A 25,590-nucleotide genomic window follows, 5' to 3' on the forward strand; every position below is an offset into this window, starting at 1 on the left:
GAGAACCGAGGAGCAGCGACTATGCCAGCGTTACCCCAAGTGTTCGTCAATGAGGGAACCTTCGGGATCCTCGACGACGGTGAGGTGCCCATCGAGACCATCGACTGGTCCCACGGGATCATCGCGCCCATGTCCAACGGCGCGCTCGTCCTCACAGGTATCAACACTGGCAACGTCCAAGTGCAGGTCGAGTCCGGCTCAACGGCGACGCCAAGTGCTGACAATGAGTTGTGGGAGGAAACAGGCCGTTGCCGCATCTGGGCTCCCAGAGGCAAACTCCATATCGAATCGCTGGTCAACGGTCCACACCAGGACCTCCCGCCCCTCAGCATCGCAGGACCAGGCTGGTACGAGGTGGAAGTCAAAGCTCGCGGCCGCCACCTGAACCCCGACGGCGCCAGCCTTGAGCCTTCCGAGTGCTACCTGATCCAAGCTCGACCCGACACGAACGCTCCACCACCGATCACCCGAGCCGCACCTGTGCCAGCGCGCGACGACGAGGAAACCAGAAGGCAACGGCTCCTCCGAGGCCTGTGACCGCCTCGGCGTCGACACAAGCTTCCAAAGCCGTCACCTTCACTGCCGTAGCGTGAAGTACGTCTACCAATCCGAGCTGCTGGCTGCTGGTCGGATCACGCTCCGCCCCCACGCCCAGGTGGGGGCGGAGCATTTTCGTTGCCACGGCCGGACTGCTGACGCTGTCCGTTTCCTCTTCTGCCCGTTATGGCTCCGCCTGGCGGCGCCGAGAAGCCTGACGGGTCAACTCGGGTCGGCACCTTGGGGCCGGCCGCGAACGGGACTCCCAGGGTGCCGGTTGGTCTTCCGTGCCTGTCCGACGCAGTCGATCTAGTGCCTACCGTCCAGCGTAGTTACAGGCCCGAACAACATCAGCGGGCATCACGTCGTGAACCGGACGATTTCACCGTGCGAAACCGCTATTCGCTGAGGTTGTCCAGTGTGCCCACGGCACAGGCTGGCCATTTGCTACGAACTCGGCCTGCAACGATTCGTACAGCAGAGCGGATATTTTTGAATGCACATTTGCGATTTTCCCATATGCACGAGCTGCTAGTGGGGGAAGTGACGGTTCCTCTTCATGTGGGGTGCATGGGGTGATGTGAGCGGTCGGATCCCTCACCTTCTGGTGAAACTGTCAGTCACGGACTCGTCGTTGTGGTCACGGCGCAATCAAAAGCCGAAGCAAGTTGAACCAGAGTGTTCATAAAGATTCACGATGTGAAGTGCAGTGATGGCGGGGAAGGTCGTTGCGGCATGGGATCAAGTTGCAGGACGGGAACATTCCGAAGTGTGGAGCGAATCGACCCGGTCGGACGATATGGTCTGTCGTGAAACAGTGCTGGCTGACTGATGGAGGCCGCACAGAAAGACGGCCCCGGGGTGCATCCCGGGACCGCCTGTCGGGCCATCATCCAAACGAAAGGTTTGCCATGACCCGCGGAAACAACCGGAATCGGGCTGTCGCTGCCCCGGTGGCTCCCCCCCGAATTATCCCTGCCCTCGGCAGTCGCGAAACCCGAAGCGCCGCTCTAGTCGATATCCGACTGTGTGCGAGCTTGCTGATCGTGCTCGTCATCCTCGTGACCGGGATCATCCTGCTGCCGTGGGTGTGGCCCGCGGTGCAGAGCAACCCCGCTTTCTGGCCGCTCGTCATCCCCGTGGCGCTGAGCGTGCTAAGGCTCTCCCGCCGCAGCCACATTCGCATCGTCCGACTCCGCCGGAGCTAGCTCCGATCTCTGGGGGCGCCCCCCTGGCGCCCCCAGAGCCATGCCTGTTGGAGCCCCGGACCGTTGGTTGACCACGTCCGGGGCCGGCGAAGGGAACCTTGGATGGCTGTGCCATCACAAAACGTGCGATGCGCGTTGTGCAGCAAGAGGATCAAGCGGTCTGCCGTGGGCGGACGCCCCAAGGACTACTGCGACAGGACATGCAGGAGACGTGCTCAGCGCCTGCGTGACCGTGCACGGAAGGCATCAACCCCGAATCTGGCCTCCTGGCAGGGACTGACCCGCGACCTCCTTGTTAACGCCCAGCGTCTACACGTCGCCGACCCCCGACGGCTGCCATTGGCGGAGGTACTCGACCTGGCCAGGCGGGTCCGCGAAGATGCCGACTGCGTCGCCGCTCTAGGGGTCGATGCTGCACGGCAAGACGGGAATGCCTGGAGCGAGATCGGTCCGGCGGCTGGAGTGAGCGCGGCAACGGCCCGGGCCCAATGGGGAGGTCTGCGAGTGCCCCGCCTGTTGTCCGCTCGGTTCGCCCTGCCCGCGACGGGCGCCAGTGTCGGCCCGGAGGAGGGAATGCAGGACTGCCCAGGCTCGGGGATTACCCGGACCGAACCCGGCGTGGACTCTGGGGCATTCGGGCAGGAACGGTCAGCCGCGCAGTCCGGGCAGTGCTCCGTTCGCAGGGGAGGGTAGGCCTTGGCCACGGATCAGCGTCGCGTACGAACACCGTCGTTTCAACTGGAGTACCTGGCCTTCTGTGAAGCGAACCGGGACTCCTACCTTCGCTATGCCCAGGTCCGCATCGATGACCAGGGGGAGGCCAGGCGATGCGTCGACGCCGTACTGGAGGCGGTGGAACGGCGTTGGGTCGCTGTGCTGGGCAGCGAAAGCCCGGCCGCACGAGTATGGCGGCACTTGCGCTCCGAGGCAGGGAACTGCCGGCCTTTGGATGCCGAGTCCGCAGGGGAGCTTCACGCAGTGCTCCGGGAGGACCAGGCCGACATCATGCTCCTGCACCACCAACTCCGTCTGTCTATCTACCACGCAGCGGGCCTGATGGGCATCGCAGATCATGACGCTCGCGCTCTGCTTCGAGGAGCTGAGCGGGACCTGGGCAGTCTTGGAGACGACTGAAGAGACGGCGCAACCCCGGCGCACGCCTCACCAGAGGGGCGTGCGCCGGGGGGCCACCTGATCTTCAGTGGCGAGAAACTCTTCCCCATTACGTCCTTCTGGGCGACTAGCCGACCGCTCCACGCGCTCCTAGGATGTGCCATTACATCCCAGACTGCCCAGCCCACACCAGGGCTCATAGGAGCGCGTATGACGTACGGGGAGAAACCCCAAACTCGCTTCATCGACACCAGCAGAGCCAGCGCCGCACGCATGTACGACTGGCTTTTGGGGGGGACGGAGAACTACGAAGTCGACCGTGATGCCTGTGCCCAACTTCTGAAGATCGCGCCGAGCACCCAGCAACTCGCCCGAAGCAACCGAAACTTTCTTGGGCGGGTAGCGCGTAAGTTAGCGGCCGAGAAGGGCATCAACCAGTTCCTAGACCACGGATCCGGTCTGCCGACACAAGACAATGTGCACCAGATCGTTCAGAGGGTCAGCCCAGGGTCCAAAGTGGTTTACGTCGACAACGACCCCATGGTCCTGGCGCACGCACGCACATCTCTGGATGACAACGAGAACACCATGGTTCTCGACTATGATATGCGGGAAACTCAGAAGATCAGGCGGGCGACCGATGAGTTCCTCGACTGGAACGAACCCATCGCAGCCCTCTTCGTGTCCGTGCTCCACTGCCTGAAGGACCCTGCTAGCGAGGACACTGTCGGTCCCGCAGGCGTGATCGAGGCCATCACCCAAGAACTTCCCCGCGGCAGCTACGTGGTCATCTGTCAGCTCGTCAGTGATGATCCTGACGTCCGAGATAGTGTCTCGGCCCTCATGGAGCTAGCCACGGATAACAACTGGGGGCGTGTCCGCACCACCGACGAGGTTCGCAGCTTCTTCGATCCGTTGGAGATCGAAGAGCCACCCGGGCTAGTCGATGTAAATGACTGGTGGCCAGACTCTCAGCCGCCCCCAGCCCACCTGCGACCAACGGACTGGGTCGAATGGGGCGGGGTCGGCCGCGTCCCCAAGTAGACCAGTGGTGAGGCGCCGTCACGGAGCGGCCGGAGGGCGCTCTACCTCCTCGGGCTCTACCCCTGCGGATCCGTGGCGGTGACCTTCTCCCAGTGTGTCAGCGCCTTTTCCAGGACTTTTGTGCTCTGTGTGCGATCGTGTGCATTCGCTCGGACGTTGTCCATGAGCTTGCGGTACTTGTCGAGCTGTCGCTTTTGTGTGACGTAGTTTGCTCCGTCGATGTGCTCGACGTAGGCGAGTTCCTGACAATCCCCATCGGGGAAGGAAAGATGGAAAATCGGGTACGGCGGTGTCATCGCTCCCTTGTGGACGATCCGGACGTTGACTCGGTCCGTGCATGTGGCTTTGAGGAGGTACCTCACCTGCGTGGCCATCTCGTCGGGAGTGCCATAGGCGCGGTAGAGGACTTCTTCGGTGATGAGTACGGTCAGCATGGGGGTGCCGCGGTCGAGCATGACCTGCCGCTGCATCCGGAGGGCGACGATGCGCTCGATCTCGGAATCCGAGAGATCGACCTCCATCAACTGCACGATCGCCCGTGCGTACGCCTCGGTCTGTAGCAGCCCGGGTACTACGCGAGGGTCGAAAACAGAGATCTTGTCGGCGGTCCCTTCGAGCCGGATGAGCCGCTTCAAGAAGTTGGGCGTCACATCGGCGAACCGCGAGTAGACGTCCGCGTTCCCGGCCTGCGCCTGGAGCTGGTCCAGCTGGCTTTGCTGCTCGCGCGTCAGCCCGTAGAACCTCGCAAGGTCGTGAACGTCGCGGGGTTTGGCCGGACTCTCGCCTCGCTCCAGGCGGCTCACCTTTGACGTGGAAGCCCGAATCACCGCAGCGGCATCTGCGAGTGTGTACCCGAGGCGCTCGCGGTGGTACCGCAGTTCGTCTCCCAGTAGTCGCCCGGCGGGGCGTTGCTCGTCGGAAGCCTGTATGCGCAGGACGGGCGCGTTCGACTCGGACCGAGCCTTGCGGGCGGCGGACATACACACTCCGAAGATGCCGGGGACTGCGAAACGTCCACAGAATGCCGTGCATATGCCCGCCACACAAACTATAGCCAAAGCCTGACTCTATGTGACTGCCCTACGCGGCGAGATGATCAAACTCGGCGCCCTTTGCGCCGGTGAGGAAGGCGTGCAGTTCGGCCTTCGTGAAAATGAGCGCCGGGCCTTCCGGGTGTCGGGAGTTCCGCATGGCGATCTCTCCTCCCGGAAGGTCGGCCAGCTCGATGCACTCGCCGTTCCCGACGCTGACACGCGCTTTCAGCCAGGTAACGCTCGTGAGTTCTCCTGCCGAGATGCCGTTCCTGATCGCCATTTTTTTCCTCATTCATTCCGACGCTGCCCGTGGATACGTGGTGCACGCGGTTCCCATACGGGAAACGGTGATCCACGTCCTGCAAGGATAGGTGGGTGACCCTGGGCAGGCATGCCCCCGAAAGGGTTCAGTTCTATTCTGTTCTAATGATTAGCTCATTTACGCGTCGGTATAGATGTGTTCGTTTCGCGGACCGGCGAGTGGTTCTCTTCGTGCCTCCCTTCTGAGCCCCGCCAGGGCTGACGGTCGGCGGTAGGAGCGCAGCACGGCGGCGGCAGCTGGCGTTCCCTTTGCCTCGTCTGCCTGTGTGCCTTGGGTGCCTGGGCGTACAAAGAGGTGCTGGCGGTGGACCACAGCACGTTTGTTAACGGTTTGCTGCTATGCGGTAGTTGCTCGCGTCAGCGACGAGACCGCGGGACGAGGAGAATGCTCATGACCACCTCAGGTGTCCCAGTCAGTCCGTCGTCGGGCGCAGGCTGTATGCCGATCTGGGCAAGACGGCGTTCGAGCGCCGCGACGTTGGCCGAGTGATCGATGGTAGCGACTCCGTTGACGGTGACCCGTAGCGGCTCCGAGAGCAGCGCGGCGATCCGCTCGTGGAGCATTTCATCGACAACGGCACGCGCCGAGCCAAGGCGCTCGTACCGCTGGGCTAGATCGTCCGGATCTGTGTCGGGCCCCAGCTGGGCTGCCAGCCAATGAAGGACAGCGGTGTGCATGAAGCTCCTGTCGGTACGTAGGAGGCGGGGAGGAGCGGTGTGCTCCTCCCCGCCGGGGGTCAGGCTGAGGCCGCCGTGCCCTTACGGGCGGGCTTCTCCTTCGGTGGCTCGCCGTTCTCCCAGCAGATCGGGTTGGTGATCTGCTGGGCGATCTCCGGGTCCGTGACCTCCGTGCCGGCGATCAGCACGAGCGGTATGCGCTCCACCGGGTCCAGGATGTGCACGGTCGCGGTCAGAACACCGAGGGCGTGGACGGCGGCGCTCACAGGACGGTCGCCGTGATGTGGCAGTCCGGTGCGGCCAGCACCGGCATCGCGACGGCAGCGCCCTTGGTCCAAATCTGCACGGGGTCGTCCTGGGCGCCGCGGGTGATGATGATGCCCGGGGCTTCCTCCCGTTCGATCTGCGCGTCTGCGCCTCGGGACAGGGCCAGGGACTCGGCGGTCGTGCCGTACTGGGTCTGTCCCCACTTGGCCCGATCCGGCGGCAGCAGGATCCACTTGTCCTCGGGCAGGACGCGCTTGGAAACGTCGTCCTGCCAGACCTGCGCCTTGTAGAGGGTGATCGGCGGCAGCCCGTACGTCCCGCGCACCGAGTTGACCTGCTCGGGGGTGAGTGCCGACGTCGGGGTCTGGCCGCCGGCCGGGGTGCCGTAGTAGGCGGCCCGGTAGGAGCCATTCCCCGCGAGGTGAGACCACGCCCTTCGGGAGGTGAGGACCATCTCCGGGGCCGGGGCGCCGATCGAGTCGAGGTAGTCGATCCAGCGCAGTTCGTCCGCGAGCGGGTCGGACGTCGGATCGGACCACGGCTTCGGGGCGGTGGGCATGTTCGCCGTCGGGACGCCGTAGTCGACTTCGACGGTCAGTCCGTTTTCGCCGGCGAGGGAGAACTTGCCGTCGAGGAGTACATCACCGGCGGCCAGCTCCAGGCGCGAGCGGATCGCTTCGACGTGCCGTTCGACGTCGTCGTAGAGCAGCTCGACAAGCCGGTCCTCGTCGGCGCCGCGCGCTGCGTCGAGGAGGAGCTGTTCCATCTCGCCCACGAGGAGCTTCTGGCCGAGTGCGGGCAGAGTGCCCTCGGTCTGCGAGGTTTCGGCCTGGCGCTTCGCGAAGGGGACGCTCGTGTCGTACGCCCGGTAGGAGGCGGTGTTGACGCGTCGCTTCGAGTTCCGGATCCGCCACTTCACGTCCTGGACCTGCGTCTCCGCGAACACGGTCTGTGTCAGGAGGAAGTCGCCCGGGTTGGGGATGGAGCGGGCGTACACGGTGAGGTCCGCGACGGATACGCCCTTGAGGAGGTCGGAGATGCTCATCAGCTCACCGCCAGGAAGCGGATCTGCGCGCCCGCCGGGTTCGCGGTGATCTTCGAGGGGTCAATGCCGCCGGGGATCTTCGCCGTCTTCACCGTGCCGTGCCAGAACAGGGCGGCCGGGACCTTCACGGTGCCAGGGGTGAACGCGGCCTCCGCGTAGACGAGGCCGGCGAGGACCTGGCGGCCGTCGGTGGCCGCCGGGTCGTAGGCGCCGTACAGGCCGGAGGCGGTGATCCGGCCTACGGGCACACCGGAGCGCACGAAGCCGTGTGGGGCGGTCGCGGTCGGCTCGGAGTAGTGGGTGCTCTTGGTGAGCTTGGCCAGGTCGATGGTGATCGTCTCGGTGGAGTCGGTGCCGTGGCGGGAGGCGAGCCAGTCCCGGTCAGCGGTCACGGTCACAGAGGTCGTGTACGGCTGTATCAAGCCGCTGTCTCCTGTCGTGCTGGAGGCGACACGCACTCACCGGAGTTGGTGGAGCGGTCCACGAGGAGAGAGCGGGGCGTGGTCCCCGCGGCGGGCAGCTGTCGCTGCGCGCGGCTAGGTGGCCGGGGGAAGGATGCCGCGCCGCCGCGCCATCGCGAGACCGGCAGAACCGGGCTTGCTGGTCTGGTTGCCCGGGCGGGGCGGAGGCACGGACGCGGGTGCACCGCCGGGCGCGGGCGGGATCGCTCCGGGGGTCTTCGGGGCGGTGGTGAACAGTTCGGGGCGCCGGTCACGGAGATCGCTTGCGGCCTGCGCCACGGCGGTGTCGTCCGCGTCGTCAGGGACACGGAGCAGGGCCACGGCGTCGTTGAGGTCCTCGCCCGTCGCACCGAGTCCCGCGAGGGCGGCACGACGTGCGGCGTCCCGCTCACGGGTGCTCGCCGCCGCTTCGCGCTGGACGGTTGCGGCCTCGCGGGCGTCGAGCTCCTGTTCGCGGCGCTGCGCTTCGGTGAGCTGCGCCTGTTCAGCCTCGCGCTGCGTGGTGATGAACTGCTCCAGCTCGCTGGCCGAGGTGAAGCCCAGCTTCTCGACGAGTGCGCGGGCCCCGGAACGCTGCCCCTGGTCCTTCTCGCGGGCCATCAGCTGCTGAAGCTGCTGCTGGTCGAAGGAGACCTTCACCGGAGTGTTGGACGGATCTTCGGATGAGGCGCCCAGGATCGGGAAGATGGGGCGGCCGTCGCGGCGGTAGCCGAGGACGGCACCGGGAGTGGGCAGGGTGCGGGACATCAGGACGTGCAGCTCCTCGACGTCCCCGCGCCGTCACCGAGTCTACGTAAGCCAGAGTGACGCTCCTCGGCCTCCCGATTCCCTCACCTGGCGTGATCAACACGACTATCCAGGTGGGGGCATCGTGGAAGAGATTGACGGCGTATCGCTGGAGAAAGCGACGGCGGTTGACTGGCGGCCGAAGAAGACGCGGTTGGCTGCCGGTGCGGTAGCTGTCCTCATGGTGGGTGGCGGCTTGTGGCTGTGGCAGCCGTGGGTGGACCGCACACCGTTCACCGCGTACACGGCCGCTCTCCAGGAGGCCGAGTACACCGTCCCTGGTTCCTCACCGGGTACCTGCGTACGTATGGCTGCCTCCCAGGAAGATCGCGGCATCTACGACCAGGACGGAAAGCGACTCGCCGCCGGACGAGACCCGAAGGAAGGCGAAGTGCTGGGACCCGAGTTCGGCGATTTCGCTGGTGACTGCCTGTTCATCTCGCGGATCGCGAACGTCCCCGGAGGTAAGGGCACGTACGTGACGCAGTGGGGTGGGGGCACCAAGTCCGAGGTCTCCGAAGAGGACATGCGCGAGTCTGCGGAGGCCCAGAAGGAGCGGTTCAAGACGAGGCGGAAGTCCGACTTCAAGCTTCTTCCGGAGAAGTAGCGCCTTGCTCCTCACCCGGCTCGGCGGAACGGATCCCTGCCGGTGCTGTCTCCACTCGCCTCACTGCGATCCGTTGTACCTCTTCACGGGCGTCCTCGATCGGGTAGCCGGCATCCTGCAACATCCGTACGCCGGTCTCCAGACTCAGGACATCGGCTCCGACACCGCGCACCACTTCGTCCAGGACGGCACTGCGGTCCGTAGGCGTGTGCGGCCCGAAGGCCAGTCGTACCGGGAGGTTTTCACCCGCGGGCCAGCCTTCCGCCTGCCCGGCCTGGTGGAGTCGCTGCACCATCTTGAACAGCAGCCCGTACTTGTGCGCGCGGGCGAGGCGCATGGCGTCGACGAGGGAGTCGAGCGGGCCCAGGGACAGCTGGAGGGCATACCCGCTGGGGACGTCAGAAGGGTTGACGGTGCCGAGGCTCACCGCGGGGAGACGGGCGTTGACGGCTGCCCTCTCCCGGATTTCCTCCACGCGGGCACGGAGTTCTGCCAGCTGCCCGGAGGTGTCCAGGACGTCCATGCGCCCGCCGTCGGCCAGCTGGAAGATGGTGCCCGGCTCGACCGTCAGCGGCCTGGGCCTGCCGGTGACGCGGTCCACCTCGGCGCGGGCGCCGGCCAGACCGATGATCGGGGCACCGGTCGTAGCCGAGGCGCGCGCCGAGTCGGTGTCCGTCTCCGCGAGCTCGTCCAGCACCTGCATGACGGGGGCCAGCGACGACTGCCCGAAGTGCTCCCCGTCGGCCACGGAGTTGCTGATATGGATGATCGGCAGGAAGTCCAGGCGCAGATCGAGGCGGTGCAGGACCTCCCCGTCCGAACGGGTCCGGAACCGGGCCTTGTCCATGGGCAGGTCATCGAGGCTCTGGCCGTGGCGCAGGTCATCGAGGGTCCACTCCGCGTCCGTGAGATAGCAGGTCGTGCTGGAGGGCCGGTCCGCCCACGGGTAGGTCCGCTCGATATCCCCGCGGTCCGCAAGGAACACGTCGCCGGTCTCCAGCAGCCACCCGCCAGTGCCATCAGCCACCAGGTCCCGGTCTGTTCGTCCCGCGTCCGGCGTCGTGCTGCGCGTCGCCGCTGTGATCGGGCCCAGCTCGTAGGTGATGCGCCGGATCCGCGCTTTGATCCCGCGCTCGGCGTCCTCGGGTATCTCCCAGGCCAGATGGACCCGGCGCGGGTAGTCGCCCGGGTCCGCGTCCTCATCCAGCACGGGGAAGTAGAAGCCGGGGTCGAAGGTCCGTAGCCGCACCCTGCCCTTGGCCGGATCCCAGGCCAGCAGGTAGACCGCATCCCCGAGCAGGACGGCCTTTCGCTCGGCGGCCTGCATCCGCAGCGGCAGCAGTTCCTTCTCCGCCCAGCCCCGCAACAGCAGCTGCACGGCGGCAGCCGTCTGCGCTTGCGGGTCGTGATCTTCTGCCCCGGCATGCTCGGCGCCCGCCACAACGATCTGCTGCGACTTGCCCAGCAGGTGCGCGAGCGCGGTGTCCACGAACACGGCGGCGTCCCCGAACTCGCGCCGCTCGGCGCCCGCGTCGTTGCCGGTGAGGACAGCCAGCTCCCCGGCCTGGTTCCCGTCGTACGCGGCGAGGATCTTGTACGCAGCCAGCCGGCGAAGATCATCACGAGGAACCCACGTCGCCTGCACCTGCGGTGCGAGAGACCAATGAGGCTGCCCGCCGTTGGCGGCCGTCATCATCGGCTTGTAGTTCAGCCACGACCAGGCGTCGGACACGAAAGTGCGCAGGCCCACGAGAACATCACCCTCGACAGCCCCACGCCGCCTTCAGCCTAGGGGATCGAGAGCGACTGGGACGGAGTGAATGAATCGAGAGGCGGACGGCCGAACCCCAGCGATACCGTGAGCTGTTGAATCGAACCGGGAGGGGCACTGTGCGGAGTGACGTCAAGCCAGAGAAGGTAGTCCTCGCTGTCGCAAAGGCGGCTGAGGCTTGCTTCACCCGCGGTGACTGGCTGGAGTTCGGCTACGAGACTGGGTTCGCCGACGAGGTTAGAAACCACCCCAGGCTCCTCCGCAGTCTCGACTGGAGCGATGACGACTATTCCGGCCATGTCCTCGACATGATGGAAGGCATCCTTCGGCCACCAGGCAGGAAAACCCGGCGAGGGCCATACGCGATCACCGACACAGGCATCAGCGCCGACAACTTCGCCGTCGCAGAGAAGATGCTCGACCTTCCGAAGTGGTTGGCCAAGAACGAACCTCGCCTCCACAGCGAGATCTACGACGGCCAGGAGCTTGACGCGGGGGTGGACGAACTCCAGGCAGCCGCAAGCAGTCTTGGACTTCAAGATGTTGACGTCCATGCAGCCCGTATCCGGAAGGGTCTGCGAGACGACCCAGCCCAGGCAATCGGCTCGTCGAAGGAACTCCTGGAGACCGTTCTGAAAGCGGTGCTAGGGCTCCACGGCAACGGCCCGGAGACGAAGAAGGACGTTGTCCAGTTGACCAAGGAGGTGGGTGTGCGCCTGGGCTTGGATCCTGGAGGAGTACGAGGGAGCGAGTCGGGAGCGGAACAGCGCAGGAGGATGCTTGGATCTCTTGCCCAGTTGGTCTTCAACACCGCCGAGCTTCGGAACGCGGGCTACGGCACGGGCCACGGCTTGAGCCGTGGCCCGTCCCTGGACATTGCGACCGCCCGCTTGGCCGTGTCAGCAGCCGTTGCCGCTGCGACCTTCTACATCGAGGCGTATGCGGCCCACCAGAGATCCCGGCCGTAGCTATCGTCGGCCTGTGAGCCTCCCGTCCTGGTACCCGGATGAAGCGGAGCCGCTGCGCTGCGGGTCAGCGAGTTCGGTCATGGCATGCACGGCGGCGTCCATCCGGTCCGGGGAGTCCATACCCGCAACCCAGGTCACCATCTGCTGCTCCAGCTGTGGCCACTGCCCGACGTGGTGGACGCGGCCCTGCTCGTACAGCTGGGCGATGGGCTCGGCCCGCAGCCGCTTGCCGTGCTTCGCCGTGACCGGGAGCACGGCGGGCATCAGCATGTTCTCCGTGCGCTGCTCCCGCTGCAGCTCCTGCCAGGCCTGAAGCAGAACCTGTTTCGACATGTCACCGCCGTAGTTGGCTTCCACGACGATCGCGTCCGCCCGCAGCTCGATCGCGAGCAGGCACGCCTCTCGGCCCCAGGCGTCGGCTCCACGGTTCCCGGATCGGTCGTCCAGGAGGTATATGCGTCCCTCGGCGTCGCGGGCCGCCGCGATGATGCCGGTCTCGTCGCCCACAGCGGACTCGCCGCCTGCCGGGTCGACCGCCACGACGATTCGGCTGAGGTCGATGCCGCGCAGCTGTGCGGCGCTGATCCGGTTGCCAGTGATCCACGCCCAGTCCCAGACCCCACCGTCCTGCGGCCGGGGCTGCTGCTGGTAGAGGCTCCACCAGACGCGCTCACCGACCGAGCGGCGGATCTCCGCGAGCGCGGCTTCGTTGTACCGCTCCGGCCAGAGCGGGCCGCCGACCCGGCGCCCGAGGGCGTCGTCTTCGGACAGGGCGAGCGCGGGCAGGTCGATGACGGTCCAGCGGCTGCCCTCGTCGGCGAGGACGCGTCCGGCGAGGTCGTCCTCGTCCCAGCGGGTCTGGATGAGGATGACGGAGCCGCCCGGCTCGATACGGGTCAGGAGGACGGCCTGCCACCACTCCCACAACCGGCGGCGCATGGTGGGGGAGGAGGCCTCCGCGGCATCCTTGATCGGGTCGTCCACCACCGCCAGGTGGGCGCCCTTACCGGTCAGGCCACCGCCGACGCCAGCCATGACGGCGCCGCCCTCGGTCCCCAGCAGGTCGAAGCGGTTCGCTGCCGAGGAGCCCGGCCGCAGCGAGATGCCGATCTGCGGCCCGTAGGTGAGGATCGCGTCGCGGATCCACCGGCCGTGGTCGTCGGCTAGGTCGGAGGAGTAGGAGGCGATCATCACCCGGTGCTCCGGGCGCCGCCGCAGGTACCACAGCGGCGCCCACCGGGCGGCCCTTCGGCTCTTGCCGTGCCGGGGCGGCATGGTGAGCAGCAGCTTCGTCGGGACGCCGGCCGCGACCCGTTCGAAGGCAGCGTCGATCAGCCCCAGGTGCGGGGCCTGCATCTCCCGCCCTTCGGTGAGGACGGAAGCCATCGCCCCCGGGGAGCGATCCATCGCCATGTTCCGCTCGATACGAGCGAGCTGGGCACGGAGCTGTGGTGTGGAGGCGGCGGCTATCTCACGGCGGCGCGGCGCGGGAAGCGACCGGTACAGCTGGAGGACCGCAGCCTCATCAGCCCTGGCCACCCTCGCCCGGGTCGCCGGCCAGAGCAATCAGCCGCTGGAGTTCCTCGAGGCCCGTGGTCTCCACTTGCACTGCGCCGCCGTCAGGGCCGGACACTTCGGTGCGGACCGGCCGGTTGAGGCCCAGGAGGTGGCTGCTGCGCTCGATGATCCGCACGGCGCGGTCGACGGCTTGGAGGTCACCGTTGCGGATCGCGGACCGGTAGACGCCGAAGAACAGCCGCTCCAGCCGCTCCACCATCAGCTTGCGCAGCTCGTCCGCGCTGTCGTCCAGTACGGTGCTGCGCTCGGCCAGTGCCTTGGAGACGTCCTTGCACGCGAGCTCGATCAGCCGGGAATCAGTAGGGGGCTCGTCGCCCCGCTTGTACGTGTCGATGCCGTACCCCTGCGGGTAGGCGACGCCATCGCTGTTGATCGACGGATCGGCGGCGAGCTTCCGCCCGATCGTCAGCCAGTCGACACCAGCGAGCTTCAAATCAATCGCGTCGGCTCGGCGTTGGGTGATTGCAGCACGCACGGCCCGGGTGGGGCGGCCCATGAACACAACTCCTGGGCCCCGCGCCACCCTCCCATGATCCTGTAGCGAAGTGCGCCGCCCAGCGGTGAGGCGTGGCCCGCCCCGCGTCCAGGAGCTTTCGTGGACGCGGGGCCGGGCTGGGAGGGGTTAGCCCTGAGCCAGAGTCCACTTAGTGAGGCGGTCCACGATGTCGAGGAGGGACCGGCGCGGTCCGTCCGCGATGAAGGCGAACACGACGAACGAGGGGATGAGGGCGATCACGACGAACAGGGCCGGGATGATGCGCACGACGATGGTCAGGAAGTCGACGACGGCGCGGAGCGTCTTGGCCTGGGCGAGTACATCAACAAGGCGGTCGAACAAGGTGTCTCCTCAGTTGCGAGTCGGGGCGAGCAACCTGGCTTCCCTCCTGAGGGCATACTTCTCCCTCAGTTCGGGGTCTGCCGTCTCCGGCAGAACGTCCAAGTTCACAACCGCCCCGCTGACCCGAACTGCGTGAGTCAGCGGCGGGTTATCGCCTGCCGCACCTGTTCCACCCCTTCTGACCGTCAACGGTCCTGTAGCTGTTACATCGCCAGAGAAACACCTGGCGGCCCGAGGACGCTAGCGGGCCGCCAGGCTGCTACGCAAGAGGTCGTTCAAGCCGTTGGCTCATCAACGCCCCTTGGGTCATTGGAAGGTGAGCTGCTCCGGGCCTCCTCCCGGCTCCTCCCGGGGTGGCTTCGCGGGGGCGTCGGGGACATCCCTGCACTGTCGGAGCCACCAGCCGAATTGCCAATTGCGGCACGTTCTGTACAGCCGCGCCTGCCGCATCGGGGCAGTGGCGGGAACTGAATGCTCACCCCACCCTGTAATGGGCCGCGCGTTGCTTAGCTGCACGCCGAGTCCCGGAACGAGCGCATCCCCCTTCCATGACTCGCCGGGCGCATACTCGAAAGCGAGATGTGCATTGCGGCTCCAGTCCCACGGGATGGGAAGCGCACACAGATACCAGGCGACGGGCGGCGAGTCCGCCGGCAGCAGCAGGGTCTGCCGCTCCAGCCGGCGGTCCACCCTTGGCCTGTCGGACTCGCCGAACGTCTTCAGGCAGTGCTGTGTGAGGTCGAGGTGACGTATCCCGGCCAGCCACATGATGCCGTACTTGTCGCGCGATTCTATTTTTACGCGAACCCTTTTCGAGTCCGCCCCCGATTCCATTTACGATCCCTCCAATTAACTATTCCTATCCTCGATCAATTTTATCAGAATTTCCACGATTTCTTCATGTTTATCATGCCGGAAATCGTTGGGATAAGGCATGTTGAATTCACGCCGAAATGCCTCTTCGTATTCCTCGATGGGGAAGGGGCGAGGCTTGCGGCAGACGGCCTTGACAGTGGCACGCGTGGCGTCGCTCAGCTCCACTTCCTCGAAGTAACGGGACAGGAGCCCACGCAGCGACTCCGGGGTGTGATACCGAATCCGCTGCCACTTCCCGCGTACGAAACGCATGTCCACGTTCTCGCTGTCCAGGAACGCCAGGCGGGTGGAGTCACGGCTGATGGAGTGCCCGGAGTTCTCGTACGCCATCTCGCGCTCCAGGTTCCGCGTGCCGATGCACACCTGCCCGTCGGCTGCGCAGAGCGCGTTCACGGTGAGCAGCACCCAGTGCTGGTATTCGAGGGAGGTGGTCGCGTTGATCACCGAGTCCAGGACGACGACCTCGTACAACCCGCGCTCTCGAAGCTCCCGTTCAATCCCGCGGATCATGGACACGATCCCGCGGACGTCGAGGCTGTATTTGCCCTTGAGCGTCCGGTACGGCTCATAGTCCTGGACCTGGTAGCCCTGTGCGCGCAGGTGCTTCGCGTAGTCGCCGTGCCCGGCCCCGAAGTCCACGACCCTGTGCGAAGTCGTGAGCCACGGCAGGACCAGCCGCTCCCACACCTCCGACTTGTAGCGGACCTTGTCCGCCTTCGCCTTCGAGGAGTGCTCGCGGAGCCGGTTCGGCTGGACGATGTGCTGGTTCCAGACCGGGGCTTGATCCTCCAGCCCGGTCCAGTCGTAGACGCCGTACTCGCCGGTCAGGTCTTCCACGAGCTGGCCGGCGTCGAAGGAGGCGACGGTCCACGCGAGGATGTCGAACCGCTGTGCCTTCGCGACGGCCGCGTACTCGGCGTTCAGGACGACACGGCCTTGGTCATCGATGACGACAGACCCCCACGGGCCGTGAGCTGCGGTCATGAAGCCGATGGCCTGCTGGAACGGCAGGTTGCGTGAGGCGATGACCTCGATGCTCTGCCACGGAATCCAGCACCATTGGCCGATCGGCCCGGCCTCCGCGTAGACGACGCTGCTGTCGGTCTCGACCCGGTTGTGTAGGAGGTTGAACTTGATCTCGTCCTGGAGACGGACCTTCTGGGGAAGGATCATCGCGGGCACGGTAGTCTGCCCGATCGCCTTCAGGCCCTTGGTTCTCTGGTGACCGGCGACCAGAGTCCCGTCCGCGTTGAGGATGACGGGCTTCACCACGCCGTGGCGGCGCAGTGATCCCTGGAGGCGCACGAACGAACTCTCCGAGAGCCGACGCGGGTTGTAGTCGGCCGGGCGGAGCTTATCCAGTGGGTAGGCGGGATCGAACCGCACGTCGAGAGGGTTCACGCGACGCTCTCCTCGCGGGCGTGGTGCTCCTCGTTGAGGACGTGCCAGCCGAAGCCGAGGTCGGTGTCCTGCTCGTCCACGTACCGCTTGTAGATCGAGTTCAGGAACTCCACCTCGTCCTGCGTGATCCGTACGCGGATGGATGACCACTGGAGGTAGCCCCACTGGAGGTAGTCCACCGTCGCGGCGGCCCCCGTGCCGGCGCCGTCGCTCGGCAGCTCGATAGGCGCGGGCAGCGAGGTGTCATCCAGCAGGTCGTCCAGCTGCTCCTGGTCGTAGCCGGTCCCCTCCAGGTCCGGGAGGTCGGTGAGGATGTCCGCGAGGAGCGCGGTGTCGTACCCGGCCAGGTCGCTGGTCCGGTTGTCGACGATGACGATCTTCGCGGCCGTGGCCTCGTCCACGTCCAGCCAGGTGACCGCGATGTGGTCCCAGCCGAGCCTGCGGGCGGCCTTCGCCGTGTGGTTACCCGCGAGGATCTCGTTCGAACGCCCGGTGTGCGTACCGCGGTTGACCACGATCGGCTTGTACTGGCCGTGTGTGGCCAGGGACTCCGCGATGGCGTCCAGGTCGCCGGTGCGAGGGTTGCGGTAGTACGGGGCCAGGTCCGCGAGGGGTACGACCAGGTCGGCCAGCGAAGCAGGAATGCGAGGTGCGTCAGTGGACACGGGGCTCCAGCCCCGCGCCCACATACGACCCTAGGTGATCAAGGGTGTCGCTTCGTTGGCTGCTTCACACGGCCAGGTCGCTGTACGTCTGCGCTTGCTTCCGCCACATGGTGGCGTACTCGGCATCGTGGGTGAGCAGTGCTTCGTGGGTGCCCTCCTCGATGACGTGTCCCTTGTCGAGGACGAGGATGCGGTCTGCGGACCGGGTGGAGCCCAAGCGGTGGGTGATGAGGATGACGGTGCGGCCGGCGCTCAGGTCGCGGATCCGCTCGTACATCGCTTCCTCGGCGCGTGGGTCGAGCGCCGAGGTCGGCTCGTCGCAGACGAGAAGCGGGGCTTCGGCTCGATAGAACGCGCGCGCGGCGGCGAGCCGCTGCCACTGGCCGCCGGAGAGGTCCACGCCGCCCCACTGCGACGGCGCCAGATTGGTGTCGAGGCCGTCGGGGAGCCTTTCGAGTACTGCGTCGGCGCTGGCTGCTGCCGCCGCGGCCATGACCGCGGCGTCGCCGCCCTCGCCCTGGCCGAGGGTGATGTTGGCGCGGGCGGTTGTCTGCCAGCGGGCGATGTCCTGGGGGAGCATAGCCAGATGCCGCCAGATCTCCTCGGGGTCGGCGTCGGCCAAGTTGGTCCCGTCCCACGTCACGGCGCCCTGGGTGGGGGCGTACAGCCCGCAAAGGAGCTTGGCCAGGGTCGATTTACCGGAGCCGTTCGCGCCGACGATGGCAAGGACTTCGCCTCGTCGCACGGTGACGGACACATCCGAGAGGGCGGGTACGGTCCCGCCGGGGTAGGTGAAGGTGACGTTCTGGGCGCGGATGATGCTGGGTTCTGCGGGGACGGTGGCCGCTGGGAGGGGGAGACGGGTTCGGGTGTCGGCGTCCTCGAGGAAGCTGGCCCAGTCGTGCAGGTAGAGGCCGACCTTGTAGGTGGTGTGCATGCCGGTGACCAGGCCGGTCAGCAGGATGCGGCTGGTCTGTACGGCGATCACGGCCGTACCGGCGGCGGCGATCGGCACCGTCCCGCCAGTGACCAGCCACACCAGTGCTGTGTAGACGAGGAGCATCGCGCCGCCGGCGAGCGCATCCCCGACGAGCTGATAGCGCGCGGTGCTGCGCCCCACTTGCTCGGCGTGGACTTCCAGGCGCCGGGCAACGGAGCCGAACTCCGAGAGCAGCCAGGGCCGCATGGTGCTGGCGCGTACGTCCAGAGCGGTCGCGCGGCCGGAGGTGTGGTACATCAGCGTGTGCCTCAGTCGCCGGTCCGCGAGTGTGTGCCGCTCGGCGCGGTGGACAGCCCGCGCTCCGTAGATGGCTGCTGCTCCCTTGGGGAGGACGGCGAGCAGCAGCAGGGGTACCAGCGCGGGGTGCAGCGTGGCGAGGATCCCGAGGGCGGCCAGGATTCCGAGCATGGAGGCGGCCACCGAGGCGAGGGCCTCGATCATGAGGTGGACGTCCTTGGATGCACGGTTGGCGGCTTCGCTGTGGTCGCACCATGCCGGATCGTCGTACGCGGCGAGCGGGACGCGGGTGGCGGCGCCGAGATAGCGGAGCTCCGCCATGCTGTCGACGCGGGGGCCGACGCGGGCCGTCATGCTCACCGCCATCGCGGAGGCCAAGGACCGGGTGACGGCCGCGCCGGTGATCAGGGCGAGGGATGGCAAAGCCTGCTGCAGCCGGTCGACGGCTGCCCCGGACGCGAAGAGGGGGATGAGCGCACCGCGGGTGGCGTACAGGCCGATCGCGGTCAGCACCCCACCGACGAACTGGACCACGGCCAGCCACAGCACGGCAGGCCGGTCGGCGGCCCAGGCCAGGCGCATCGCAGTAGCGGCGAGAGAGGGCAGGCGGCGAAGCATGGTGGGCAGGGAGTCAGCGAGTGCGTCTTCGTGGCGTTCGGCGCTGACCTTGTACTGCGGCAGGACATCGCCAGCCACCGGAGTACGGCTCCGGCGGCGAGCGGCCCGCGCGCGGGCGGCGCTGGGGGGTACGGGAGCGGTGTCGGCCGTGCCGCTGATGCGGGGCTGTGTGTCTGTCATGCATGGAGCAACGCGTCACCCATACGGGTGGTTGTGGTGGCGAGGGGTAGCGAATTTCAGTTCGAGCGTTCCACCTGAAGGGCGGCTGCGTACGGCCAGACGCGGTCTGTCTCGGCTTGCCCGATGACGACTCCTTCGGCCTCGATCCACGCGTGCGCACCATGGGGTGCGAACCGTGCACCCAGGACCCAGCGGACCCGGCGGCCGGTGAGTGCGGCGGCGAGGTGGGCGCCGAGGGACTCCTCCAAGCAGGCGGCCCTCCCGGGCCAGCCGCGGGCCGCCCTGCGAACGGCGGTATGCGCGACGGCGGCCTCGTCGGCGGTCGCTGCCCGCCCCGGTAGCCGGGTCACGGCGCGGGCGACGGCGACAGCACAGCGCACGGGCATGCACCGCAGCAGCACGAGCGCGAACGCTAGTCCGGCCTGACCGGCGATCTGTTGACGCAGCGGGACGGAGCCGGTTGAGGCGAAGCGGACCGTAGGCACTGTCACGCCGACCGTGGGCGGCTGCTCGGCGCCGGTGAGCAGCCGGGCGGCCTCAAGGTCGTCGGCCACCGCTCGCAGGTCTGCGCGCACGGTGTCCGCGTCGACGCCCCGGCTCGACCAGTAGGCGGCCAGTTCCTCGATCGCCTCGGGCACCGGCGTGCCCGCGGTGGTCTTCGTCCACAGCTGGGCACCGACAGGGTCGAGGAACCGCCATTGTCCGCGCCCGCGGCGGGTGTCCATCAAGGCGACATCGGCACCAGTCCGGGCGGCGTAAACGCCGCTGGCGCACTTCACGCCGCCTCCTTGGCGGCCGGTGCCTGCTCCCAGAACAGCTCGCGCCGGATGGGTACGGCGGCCCTCCATCGCTCGATGGCGATCAGGCTGTGCAGCCCGGCCAGCGGGGCGGGTTCCCCGCGTACGGCCGCCTCAAGGGCGGCGACGGCTCGGACCGGGTCGATCAGACCGGCCTGCGCCAGAGCCGAGGACTTGATGATCGCGGTCAGGGCCGCGGCGTTGGCCCGCAGGCCGGCGTAGACGCTCTGCGTGTGCGCCGTCTTCGTTCGCCGGTTCAGGCCGTACGCGGGCATCACCGCGCTGAACGCCGCACGGGCCAGGGGCTTGAAGTCTCCGGGCCGCGACCGTTCCCAGCCAGGGACCGCGTGGCAGGCGTCGACGACGAGACTGTCCAGGTAGGGGGCGTGGACCGGCAGGCCCCACCGCTGACGGGCGATGTCGTCGAACGTCGCGTGTTCCTCCCCCATCCGTTCCAGGGCGAGACGCTCATGGAGCACCCCTGGCCGGATGTCCAGGTCGGCACGCCGGGCCGCGTCGTCTACCAGAGCGGCCACGGCGGACCGCCCTCCGGCGGTGAGCCATGCTGCGGCAGCCGTAGCCCCGCACCAAGCCATCGGTCCCGGCCGCAGAGCAAGCGGGGAACGGCGCTCCAATTCTTCGGCCAGCCGGGTCAAGGCCTGCGGGTACGTCGTGCGCGCGGTGCGGGCAGCCTCCGTAAGGACGGAGAGGACAGAGCGTTGCCGCGCGCGGGCGAACGCGCCGGTATCGCGGGCAGCCGCCGACCGGTGCCCACTGTGGAAGAGGTCAATGTTCGTGGTCGGGACCGCGTCCAGGACATCGTCTCCACCGCGCCCGGTCAGGTGAGCGCGGGAGCCGTACGCGAGCGCGGGCTCCAGGTGAGCGGCCTTGATGGCCAGAACCCCCAGGCTCAGCGACGGGCTGTCGGTTAAGGGCAGCTTCGTGACGCTGTCGAGCCGGTCGAAGTGCTTCACTCCCAGCGCGGATCCGTCCACCATCGCATGCTGGATTCCCGGCAGGTCACCGGCGAGGCGCCGCGCGTACAGCAGGTCGTCCTCTGCGGCCATCTGCCGGTCGGTGTAGGTGATGGCGAGGACCGGTGCCCGATTCGACGCCACGGCGGTCACCGCGCTGCTGTCGATACCCCCGGACACATCGGTGGACGTCTTGCCGTACAGGGCCATGCGGCGCACCACCGCCGTCGTCACCCGGTCCGCCAGGGCCTCGGCGCCTTCCTCGAAGCTGAGCAGGCCGGACACGGAAGGCGTGACCGGTTCCGTGCGCGGGAGCCGGCCGGGCTCCAGCACCAGGGCCCTGCCCGGGGGGACCCTGCTGATTCCGTCGAAGTACGAATGACGGCCGCCGAGCGGGTCGACCCGGTGGACGGTGAACGAAGCGAGGAGCCGGTCCAGGGATGGTGACGACCCCGCGTACGCCGCCAGGACCAGCGCCGAGGTCGACCACAGGACCTCGTCCCCGTCTACGATCCAGAACGCACTGACCGTCCCCGCGCGGTCACCGGCCACACGCACGGTGTCTGCGGTCCGGACCACGCTCAGGTACGCCCCCGGCAGCCGCGCGGCAAGGGCCGTGTTCCCGCGCTCCGCCGCATCCCGGGCCTCGCGCAGCTCCGACGCTGTGGCCAGGCACGAGCCGATCGCGATGACCTCGGCTGTGCCGCCCAATGCAGGACTGCTACGGACTTCCGTCTCGGTGTAGTTCGCATACCAGATGCGGCCCGGCCCTTCCATGGCTATCTCGCGCCGTGCGCACGGCCGCCACCTGCTGCCCGGCGCCCTGTCGCGCCCGGTGTCGTAGATCCCCGCCACGAACCTCATCGTCCCGCCCTCCTTGTCTGTGAACCGGACCCTTGCCGCCGCAGCGCAAGCGCCCGGGACGACCTGTCAGGTCGGCGTCCCGGGCGCTCGCTCACCGCGTCACGCCCTCTCGGGCGGGCGGGTTAGACGAAGTACTGGGTGTCGTCGGCCTGGTCGTTGCCGGCCGAGCCGAGGGTGGCGCCGGTGACCGTGCCGAGGGTGGACACGGCCGGGGTGACGTACTCGGGGGTCTCGATGAGCTCCATTGCATCCTCCACAGAATGCTCGGGGGTTAGGGACTGTCCGTCGGCCCGCCCGGTCTGGTCTCGCCTCGGTCGGCCCTTCGAACACCTCTATGGACACCCCGGCTCAACATCTGTCAGAAGAGGCGTAGTTGGGTCCTTACTGGGATGTCCCCTGGGAGGAACCTGGTATCCGATTAGGACGTACCGAGGTCAGGGCGCATCCAGCAGATCGAGAACGGCCTGGTGGTAGATCGCGTAGACGCGGGGCAGCTCGGAGAGGTCTGCCCGCTCGTCGATGCCGTGCAGCCCTTCGTAGGGGAGTCCGAACCCGGCGGTGGCCGGGATGCCGTGCAGGGCCAGCAAATTCCCGATGTTCGACGGTCCGGCTGTCTTAGGCCGGACCGGTGTGCCCAGGCGGTGTGCGGCGGACATGAGGGCCGCGGCGGGCTGTTCGTCGGCCCCGAGCTGGAACGGCGGCCAGCTCGCCACGACCTTGATGTCCGTGGGCTGCGGTCCGGGAACCTCTGCGTCGAACTCGGCGACCGTCTTGCGGACCAGGTTCTCGGCATCCGCCGAGTCGAAGTCGGGGGTGGTGCGCACGTCGATGTTGATGTCGCACCGCTGCGGCACCACGGAGAAGCCCTGTCCACCGTGGAAGGAGGTCACGGACAGCTTGGGTGGCAGAGGGAACCGGGCGCCGGTCGCCGGGGCCTGCGGGAGTTGCGCCGCGTCCAGGAGTTGCACGAGGGCGGCGGCGCGGGAGACCGCGCCGACGATGGTGCGGCTGGACCCGGAGTGCCCCGACGGGGCGTGTACGGAGATCGTCGCCCGCCACAGCCCGCGCCCGCCCACCACTACCTCGTCCATTCCGGGGTAGCCGATCATCACGCCTGCGGGAATGGAGGTGTCGGGGTCCGCGAGGTAGGCCAGCGCGCCACCGAAACCGCCGGTGTGTTCATCCACGTCGAGCAGTACCGCGAGCCCGCCAGCCAGCTCGTGCGCGCGTTCGTGGACCTCCGCTGCGATGTGGCAGAACGCGGAGGCCGCCAGCTTTGAGTCGGCTGCTCCCCGGCCCCGCAGCCAGCCCTCGTGGACATCGGCGACGGTCGGCGGGAAGCTCCATGACCGGTCGTCGCCGAAGTCGGCGGTGTCGACGCAGGCGTCCAGCGTCCACCACGGTCCGGGGCGCCCACCCGCGATCTCCACCAGGAGGCCGACGAGGCGACCGTCCCCGTCGTGGAGGCGCCGGTGGGGGAGAGACCGGCGGGTCAGCCACGCCTCCAGCGTTCCGAGCACCGGACTGTAGTCATCGACTCCGCCACGGCTGGGCTGCCGGATCAGATCTTGGGCCAGCTCCACCACGGACTCCACCTGATGGGCTGCAGCTGCCACGGTCTCGTTCACGCTTCTCCCTGTCACAGCGCCCCGCCCTGCCGGTGCGGCAGCGCGCGTACAGCCGCCATCGTCTCCAACGGCCGTGCGGACGCGCACGCTTCTTTTCCATGCTGGAGAAGCCCCACGGCGGCCTCCCGGCTCAGCAGGACCCCGCAGTCGAAGCCCTCCGCCCCGTGGAAACTCGGGAGCGGCACCACCGCGGCGGTCTCCGAAGCGACGAAGAACCGTTCCATTGCCGACGAAGGCTCCACCATCCCGATGTGCAGGGTCTTCTGCCCGTTCCGGCGCTCCCCGGGATCACGTAACTCCAGCAGCCGCACCAAGTGCGCGGTCAAGGCCTCGTGCCTGGGTGGCCCGTACAGCACCCGGAAGTGCACCAGGTCCGGCTGCTGCGCCACCACGGTCTCGATCGCCGCCAGGTAGGACTTCTCCCGGGACCGCGACCCCGTCACCACCAGCTGCTCGCGGGCTCCGGCCGCAACCTCGACCATGGCCTCCAAAAGATCGGAATACCGGTTCAGGACGCGTACCACCACGGAGGTGCCGCTCGCCTCGAGGGAGCTCGCGTTCTCTGCGCCGTCCTGATGGGCGAAGAGGATCTCCCCCCGCTCCCGGTACAGCTGGCACAGGCCCCGCCGGTTCTTGATTCCCGTCCGCTTACGGCCGGACTCCCACGCGCTGAGCAGGCTCGCGTCCGTCGAGCCGCCCGTGATGCCGTTCAGGGCATCGGACGCCTCCTCCAGCGTCATGTGCCGCGCCTGACGAGCGCGCTTGAGCCCCGAATCGGGATGTACGGAGGCGCTCATGAATCCCCCAAGGCAGAGGTGGCGGTCGGGAAAGTAGGCGGTGCGGTGGAAGCGCAGGAATACACAACCGCCCAGCATCATGCGCGTTGCGGCAACGGGTGTGCAGGGCGCACGCAGCATCGAGGCTGGATTCCGGCCTGCAACCGGCCGGGGCGCCTCGGGGCCGGAGCTGAGTCCGAGCTCGGACCCATCTTGGTGAAGAGCTGACTCACCGCCACACCGGTCGAAGCCGGCGAGGCGCGGTCACCCACCTGCCTTGAACGCTCCGTCGGTAAGGATCGGAACGATGTCGCAGACGTCCAGTTCGGTCGCGATGTCCACGTCCCCGGCGAAGCCTCCGTCCGTGAGTTCTCGACCGGATGCGCTGCTGGTGACCGCGATCACGACATCCGGCGTCGCCTCGAAGCAGTCGGCTGCGGCGGCCGCTTCGGGCGACAGCGGGCCGCCACTTTGCTTCCGTAGTGCCGCGAGGACCGCTCCGGCGCCGAGCAGATCCTCCAGCGCGGGGCGCAGACTGCCGTCGGGCCATCGCTCGCCTGAGGCGATCACGGCGACCGGGCGGTCTAGGGTTCCGAAACTCTGATGGGCGAGCCAACGGCCCACCGCCGACGCGTTGCGCAGGCAACCCGCAACCACCATCGCCTCCCCGGCCGCGGCGGCGATCGCGGAACCGTTGGGAGAGGGTAGGACCAGGCGCGGGGCGAACGGAGCACTTCTCAGCGCCGCCGGAGACAGCGACCACGGGAACGCCGGCGTGGCCATGCGCCGCCCGACGGCCAACCGTGCCCCCATCTCATCAGCGAACCTCGACGCGGTCTCGTCACGCCAGGCATAGGGAAAGACTCGCGTCCCGGACTCCACAGCCACCGTCACCGAGGTCGTGAACGACAACACGTCGACGACCACCAAACACGCGACATCCGCCGCGAGCCGCTGCGCGCCGACGGGCCCCCAATCGAATCGCGCCCCACTGCCTGTCTGCAGAAACCAATCGTCCATAGCTGAAGACCATCCCATTGCATCCAGACACCAGCGCCAGCGGGGGCCAACCATCCATCGGAGCAGCCATCCCTCCGCCCCCTGATCAGACCCTCGCAGGATCAACGCGGAGTTGCACTAGCGGGATCCGAGGAGGCTTCGGAGGGAATTGCTCGACCCGTGGGTGCACCGTGCTCAACGGGGGCGAGCTGCTGCGGCCCGAGGGCCTGGGGTGAGTGCCCGCACCGGAGTTCGAACCCGGATCTCTGCGGCCGATATCCCAGACTGGGCCGGTACCGCGCACCTCTGCCGATTGGGT

25 protein-coding genes are annotated in these 25,590 nt (G+C 67.6%); 5 read left to right on the top strand and 20 right to left on the bottom strand.

Annotated features, from left to right (window positions below):
• Positions 1-39: 39 nt before the first annotated feature.
• The 3 genes from QMF80_RS20720 (at position 40) to QMF80_RS20730 (ending at position 3,902) form a co-directional block, all read left to right on the top strand.
• Positions 40-537, top strand: a complete 498-nt coding sequence (locus QMF80_RS20720; RefSeq protein WP_283455465.1) for a hypothetical protein — start codon at positions 40-42, stop codon at positions 535-537.
• Positions 538-1,574: 1,037 nt separating this feature from the next.
• Positions 1,575-1,745 carry a hypothetical protein gene (locus QMF80_RS20725; RefSeq protein ID WP_283455466.1) on the top strand — a complete coding sequence of 57 codons (171 nt, stop codon included), beginning with the start codon at positions 1,575-1,577 and terminating at the stop codon, positions 1,743-1,745.
• A gap of 1,323 nt (positions 1,746-3,068) precedes the next feature.
• Entirely contained in the window at positions 3,069-3,902 is an 834-nt protein-coding gene (locus QMF80_RS20730) for an SAM-dependent methyltransferase (RefSeq protein ID WP_283455467.1), read from the top strand.
• Positions 3,903-3,958: 56 nt separating this feature from the next.
• Here QMF80_RS20730 and QMF80_RS20735 read toward each other — a convergent pair whose 3' ends face one another.
• The 7 genes from QMF80_RS20735 to QMF80_RS20765 all read right to left on the bottom strand — a co-directional run bounded on the left by QMF80_RS20735 (position 3,959) and on the right by QMF80_RS20765 (position 8,455).
• Entirely contained in the window at positions 3,959-4,882 is a 924-nt protein-coding gene (locus tag QMF80_RS20735) for a helix-turn-helix domain-containing protein (protein WP_283455468.1), read from the bottom strand.
• 100 nt (positions 4,883-4,982) lie between these two features.
• Positions 4,983-5,216 carry a DUF397 domain-containing protein gene (locus tag QMF80_RS20740; protein WP_283455469.1) on the bottom strand — a complete coding sequence of 78 codons (234 nt, stop codon included), beginning with the start codon at positions 5,214-5,216 and terminating at the stop codon, positions 4,983-4,985.
• A 398-nt stretch (positions 5,217-5,614) separates the two neighbouring features.
• Positions 5,615-5,935 carry a hypothetical protein gene (locus tag QMF80_RS20745; RefSeq protein WP_283455471.1) on the bottom strand — a complete coding sequence of 107 codons (321 nt, stop codon included), beginning with the start codon at positions 5,933-5,935 and terminating at the stop codon, positions 5,615-5,617.
• Between the two features lie 59 nt (positions 5,936-5,994).
• Entirely contained in the window at positions 5,995-6,201 is a 207-nt protein-coding gene (locus QMF80_RS20750) for a hypothetical protein (protein WP_283455473.1), read from the bottom strand.
• Positions 6,198-7,247, bottom strand: a complete 1,050-nt coding sequence (locus QMF80_RS20755; RefSeq protein ID WP_283455475.1) for a major capsid protein — start codon at positions 7,245-7,247, stop codon at positions 6,198-6,200. The genes QMF80_RS20750 and QMF80_RS20755 overlap by 4 nt, the downstream gene beginning before the upstream one ends.
• A complete protein-coding gene (locus tag QMF80_RS20760; RefSeq protein WP_283455477.1) occupies positions 7,247-7,645 on the bottom strand; it encodes a head decoration protein in 399 nt (132 codons plus the stop codon). The genes QMF80_RS20755 and QMF80_RS20760 overlap by 1 nt, the downstream gene beginning before the upstream one ends.
• Positions 7,646-7,783: 138 nt before the next feature.
• On the bottom strand, positions 7,784-8,455 hold the full coding sequence (locus QMF80_RS20765; RefSeq protein ID WP_283455479.1) for a hypothetical protein: 672 nt from the start codon (positions 8,453-8,455) through the stop codon (positions 7,784-7,786).
• Positions 8,456-8,579: 124 nt separating this feature from the next.
• Between QMF80_RS20765 and QMF80_RS20770 the strand changes: the two genes are divergently transcribed.
• On the top strand, positions 8,580-9,101 hold the full coding sequence (locus tag QMF80_RS20770; RefSeq protein ID WP_283455481.1) for a hypothetical protein: 522 nt from the start codon (positions 8,580-8,582) through the stop codon (positions 9,099-9,101).
• On the opposite strand, the gene QMF80_RS20775 is transcribed toward QMF80_RS20770, so the two are convergent.
• A complete protein-coding gene (locus QMF80_RS20775; RefSeq protein ID WP_283455482.1) occupies positions 9,079-10,851 on the bottom strand; it encodes a hypothetical protein in 1,773 nt (590 codons plus the stop codon). The genes QMF80_RS20770 and QMF80_RS20775 overlap by 23 nt on opposite strands.
• A 140-nt stretch (positions 10,852-10,991) precedes the next feature.
• Between QMF80_RS20775 and QMF80_RS20780 the strand changes: the two genes are divergently transcribed.
• Entirely contained in the window at positions 10,992-11,840 is an 849-nt protein-coding gene (locus tag QMF80_RS20780) for an abortive infection family protein (RefSeq protein ID WP_283455483.1), read from the top strand.
• Here the strand turns inward: QMF80_RS20780 and QMF80_RS20785 are convergent, their stop codons facing one another.
• The 12 genes from QMF80_RS20785 to QMF80_RS20840 form a co-directional block, all read right to left on the bottom strand.
• The gene (locus QMF80_RS20785; RefSeq protein WP_283455485.1) at positions 11,841-13,253 is read right to left on the bottom strand and encodes a phage terminase large subunit family protein; all 1,413 of its coding nucleotides are present in this window, start codon (positions 13,251-13,253) and stop codon (positions 11,841-11,843) included. It abuts the gene before it with no gap.
• A 112-nt stretch (positions 13,254-13,365) separates the two neighbouring features.
• Positions 13,366-13,914 carry a hypothetical protein gene (locus tag QMF80_RS20790; RefSeq protein WP_283455487.1) on the bottom strand — a complete coding sequence of 183 codons (549 nt, stop codon included), beginning with the start codon at positions 13,912-13,914 and terminating at the stop codon, positions 13,366-13,368.
• Positions 13,915-14,040: 126 nt separating this feature from the next.
• Positions 14,041-14,256 carry a hypothetical protein gene (locus QMF80_RS20795; RefSeq protein ID WP_283455489.1) on the bottom strand — a complete coding sequence of 72 codons (216 nt, stop codon included), beginning with the start codon at positions 14,254-14,256 and terminating at the stop codon, positions 14,041-14,043.
• Between the two features lie 849 nt (positions 14,257-15,105).
• Positions 15,106-16,533: a methyltransferase domain-containing protein gene (locus QMF80_RS20800; RefSeq protein ID WP_283455491.1), complete on the bottom strand. Its 1,428-nt coding sequence runs from the start codon at positions 16,531-16,533 to the stop codon at positions 15,106-15,108.
• Positions 16,530-17,198 (bottom strand): ParB N-terminal domain-containing protein, encoded by a 669-nt coding sequence (locus QMF80_RS20805; RefSeq protein WP_283455493.1) that lies wholly within the window; start codon positions 17,196-17,198, stop codon positions 16,530-16,532. Before QMF80_RS20805 ends, QMF80_RS20800 begins: the two co-directional genes overlap by 4 nt.
• Before the next feature lie 64 nt (positions 17,199-17,262).
• Positions 17,263-19,233, bottom strand: a complete 1,971-nt coding sequence (locus tag QMF80_RS20810) for an ABC transporter ATP-binding protein (RefSeq protein ID WP_283455495.1) — start codon at positions 19,231-19,233, stop codon at positions 17,263-17,265.
• A gap of 56 nt (positions 19,234-19,289) precedes the next feature.
• Positions 19,290-19,958 carry a lasso peptide biosynthesis B2 protein gene (locus QMF80_RS20815; RefSeq protein ID WP_283455496.1) on the bottom strand — a complete coding sequence of 223 codons (669 nt, stop codon included), beginning with the start codon at positions 19,956-19,958 and terminating at the stop codon, positions 19,290-19,292.
• Positions 19,959-20,008: 50 nt separating this feature from the next.
• A complete protein-coding gene (locus QMF80_RS20820; RefSeq protein ID WP_283455499.1) occupies positions 20,009-21,868 on the bottom strand; it encodes an asparagine synthase-related protein in 1,860 nt (619 codons plus the stop codon).
• 122 nt (positions 21,869-21,990) lie between these two features.
• Entirely contained in the window at positions 21,991-22,113 is a 123-nt protein-coding gene (locus QMF80_RS20825; protein ID WP_283455501.1) for a hypothetical protein, read from the bottom strand.
• 189 nt (positions 22,114-22,302) lie between these two features.
• Entirely contained in the window at positions 22,303-23,496 is a 1,194-nt protein-coding gene (locus tag QMF80_RS20830) for a M20 family metallopeptidase (RefSeq protein ID WP_283455503.1), read from the bottom strand.
• Positions 23,497-23,507: 11 nt separating this feature from the next.
• A complete protein-coding gene (locus QMF80_RS20835; RefSeq protein WP_283455505.1) occupies positions 23,508-24,413 on the bottom strand; it encodes a helix-turn-helix domain-containing protein in 906 nt (301 codons plus the stop codon).
• Between the two features lie 123 nt (positions 24,414-24,536).
• Positions 24,537-25,292: a 2-phosphosulfolactate phosphatase gene (locus QMF80_RS20840; protein ID WP_283455506.1), complete on the bottom strand. Its 756-nt coding sequence runs from the start codon at positions 25,290-25,292 to the stop codon at positions 24,537-24,539.
• Positions 25,293-25,590: the final 298 nt, after the last annotated feature.

Source organism: Streptomyces sp. G-G2 (genome assembly GCF_030063135.1).
Taxonomy (GTDB): domain Bacteria; phylum Actinomycetota; class Actinomycetes; order Streptomycetales; family Streptomycetaceae; genus Streptomyces.

Coding starts and splice junctions, on each gene's coding strand:
- QMF80_RS20730 (WP_283455467.1), top strand. CDS start 3,069: ATGACGTACGGGGAGAAACCCCAAACTCGCTTCATCGACACCAGCAGA.
- QMF80_RS20735 (WP_283455468.1), bottom strand. CDS start 4,882: ATGTCCGCCGCCCGCAAGGCTCGGTCCGAGTCGAACGCGCCCGTCCTG.
- QMF80_RS20740 (WP_283455469.1), bottom strand. CDS start 5,216: ATGGCGATCAGGAACGGCATCTCGGCAGGAGAACTCACGAGCGTTACC.
- QMF80_RS20745 (WP_283455471.1), bottom strand. CDS start 5,935: ATGCACACCGCTGTCCTTCATTGGCTGGCAGCCCAGCTGGGGCCCGAC.
- QMF80_RS20755 (WP_283455475.1), bottom strand. CDS start 7,247: ATGAGCATCTCCGACCTCCTCAAGGGCGTATCCGTCGCGGACCTCACC.
- QMF80_RS20765 (WP_283455479.1), bottom strand. CDS start 8,455: ATGTCCCGCACCCTGCCCACTCCCGGTGCCGTCCTCGGCTACCGCCGC.
- QMF80_RS20785 (WP_283455485.1), bottom strand. CDS start 13,253: ATGGCGATGGATCGCTCCCCGGGGGCGATGGCTTCCGTCCTCACCGAA.
- QMF80_RS20790 (WP_283455487.1), bottom strand. CDS start 13,914: ATGGGCCGCCCCACCCGGGCCGTGCGTGCTGCAATCACCCAACGCCGA.
- QMF80_RS20810 (WP_283455495.1), bottom strand. CDS start 19,233: ATGACAGACACACAGCCCCGCATCAGCGGCACGGCCGACACCGCTCCC.
- QMF80_RS20815 (WP_283455496.1), bottom strand. CDS start 19,958: ATGGACACCCGCCGCGGGCGCGGACAATGGCGGTTCCTCGACCCTGTC.
- QMF80_RS20820 (WP_283455499.1), bottom strand. CDS start 21,868: ATGAGGTTCGTGGCGGGGATCTACGACACCGGGCGCGACAGGGCGCCG.
- QMF80_RS20825 (WP_283455501.1), bottom strand. CDS start 22,113: ATGGAGCTCATCGAGACCCCCGAGTACGTCACCCCGGCCGTGTCCACC.
- QMF80_RS20835 (WP_283455505.1), bottom strand. CDS start 24,413: ATGCTGCGTGCGCCCTGCACACCCGTTGCCGCAACGCGCATGATGCTG.
- QMF80_RS20840 (WP_283455506.1), bottom strand. CDS start 25,292: ATGGACGATTGGTTTCTGCAGACAGGCAGTGGGGCGCGATTCGATTGG.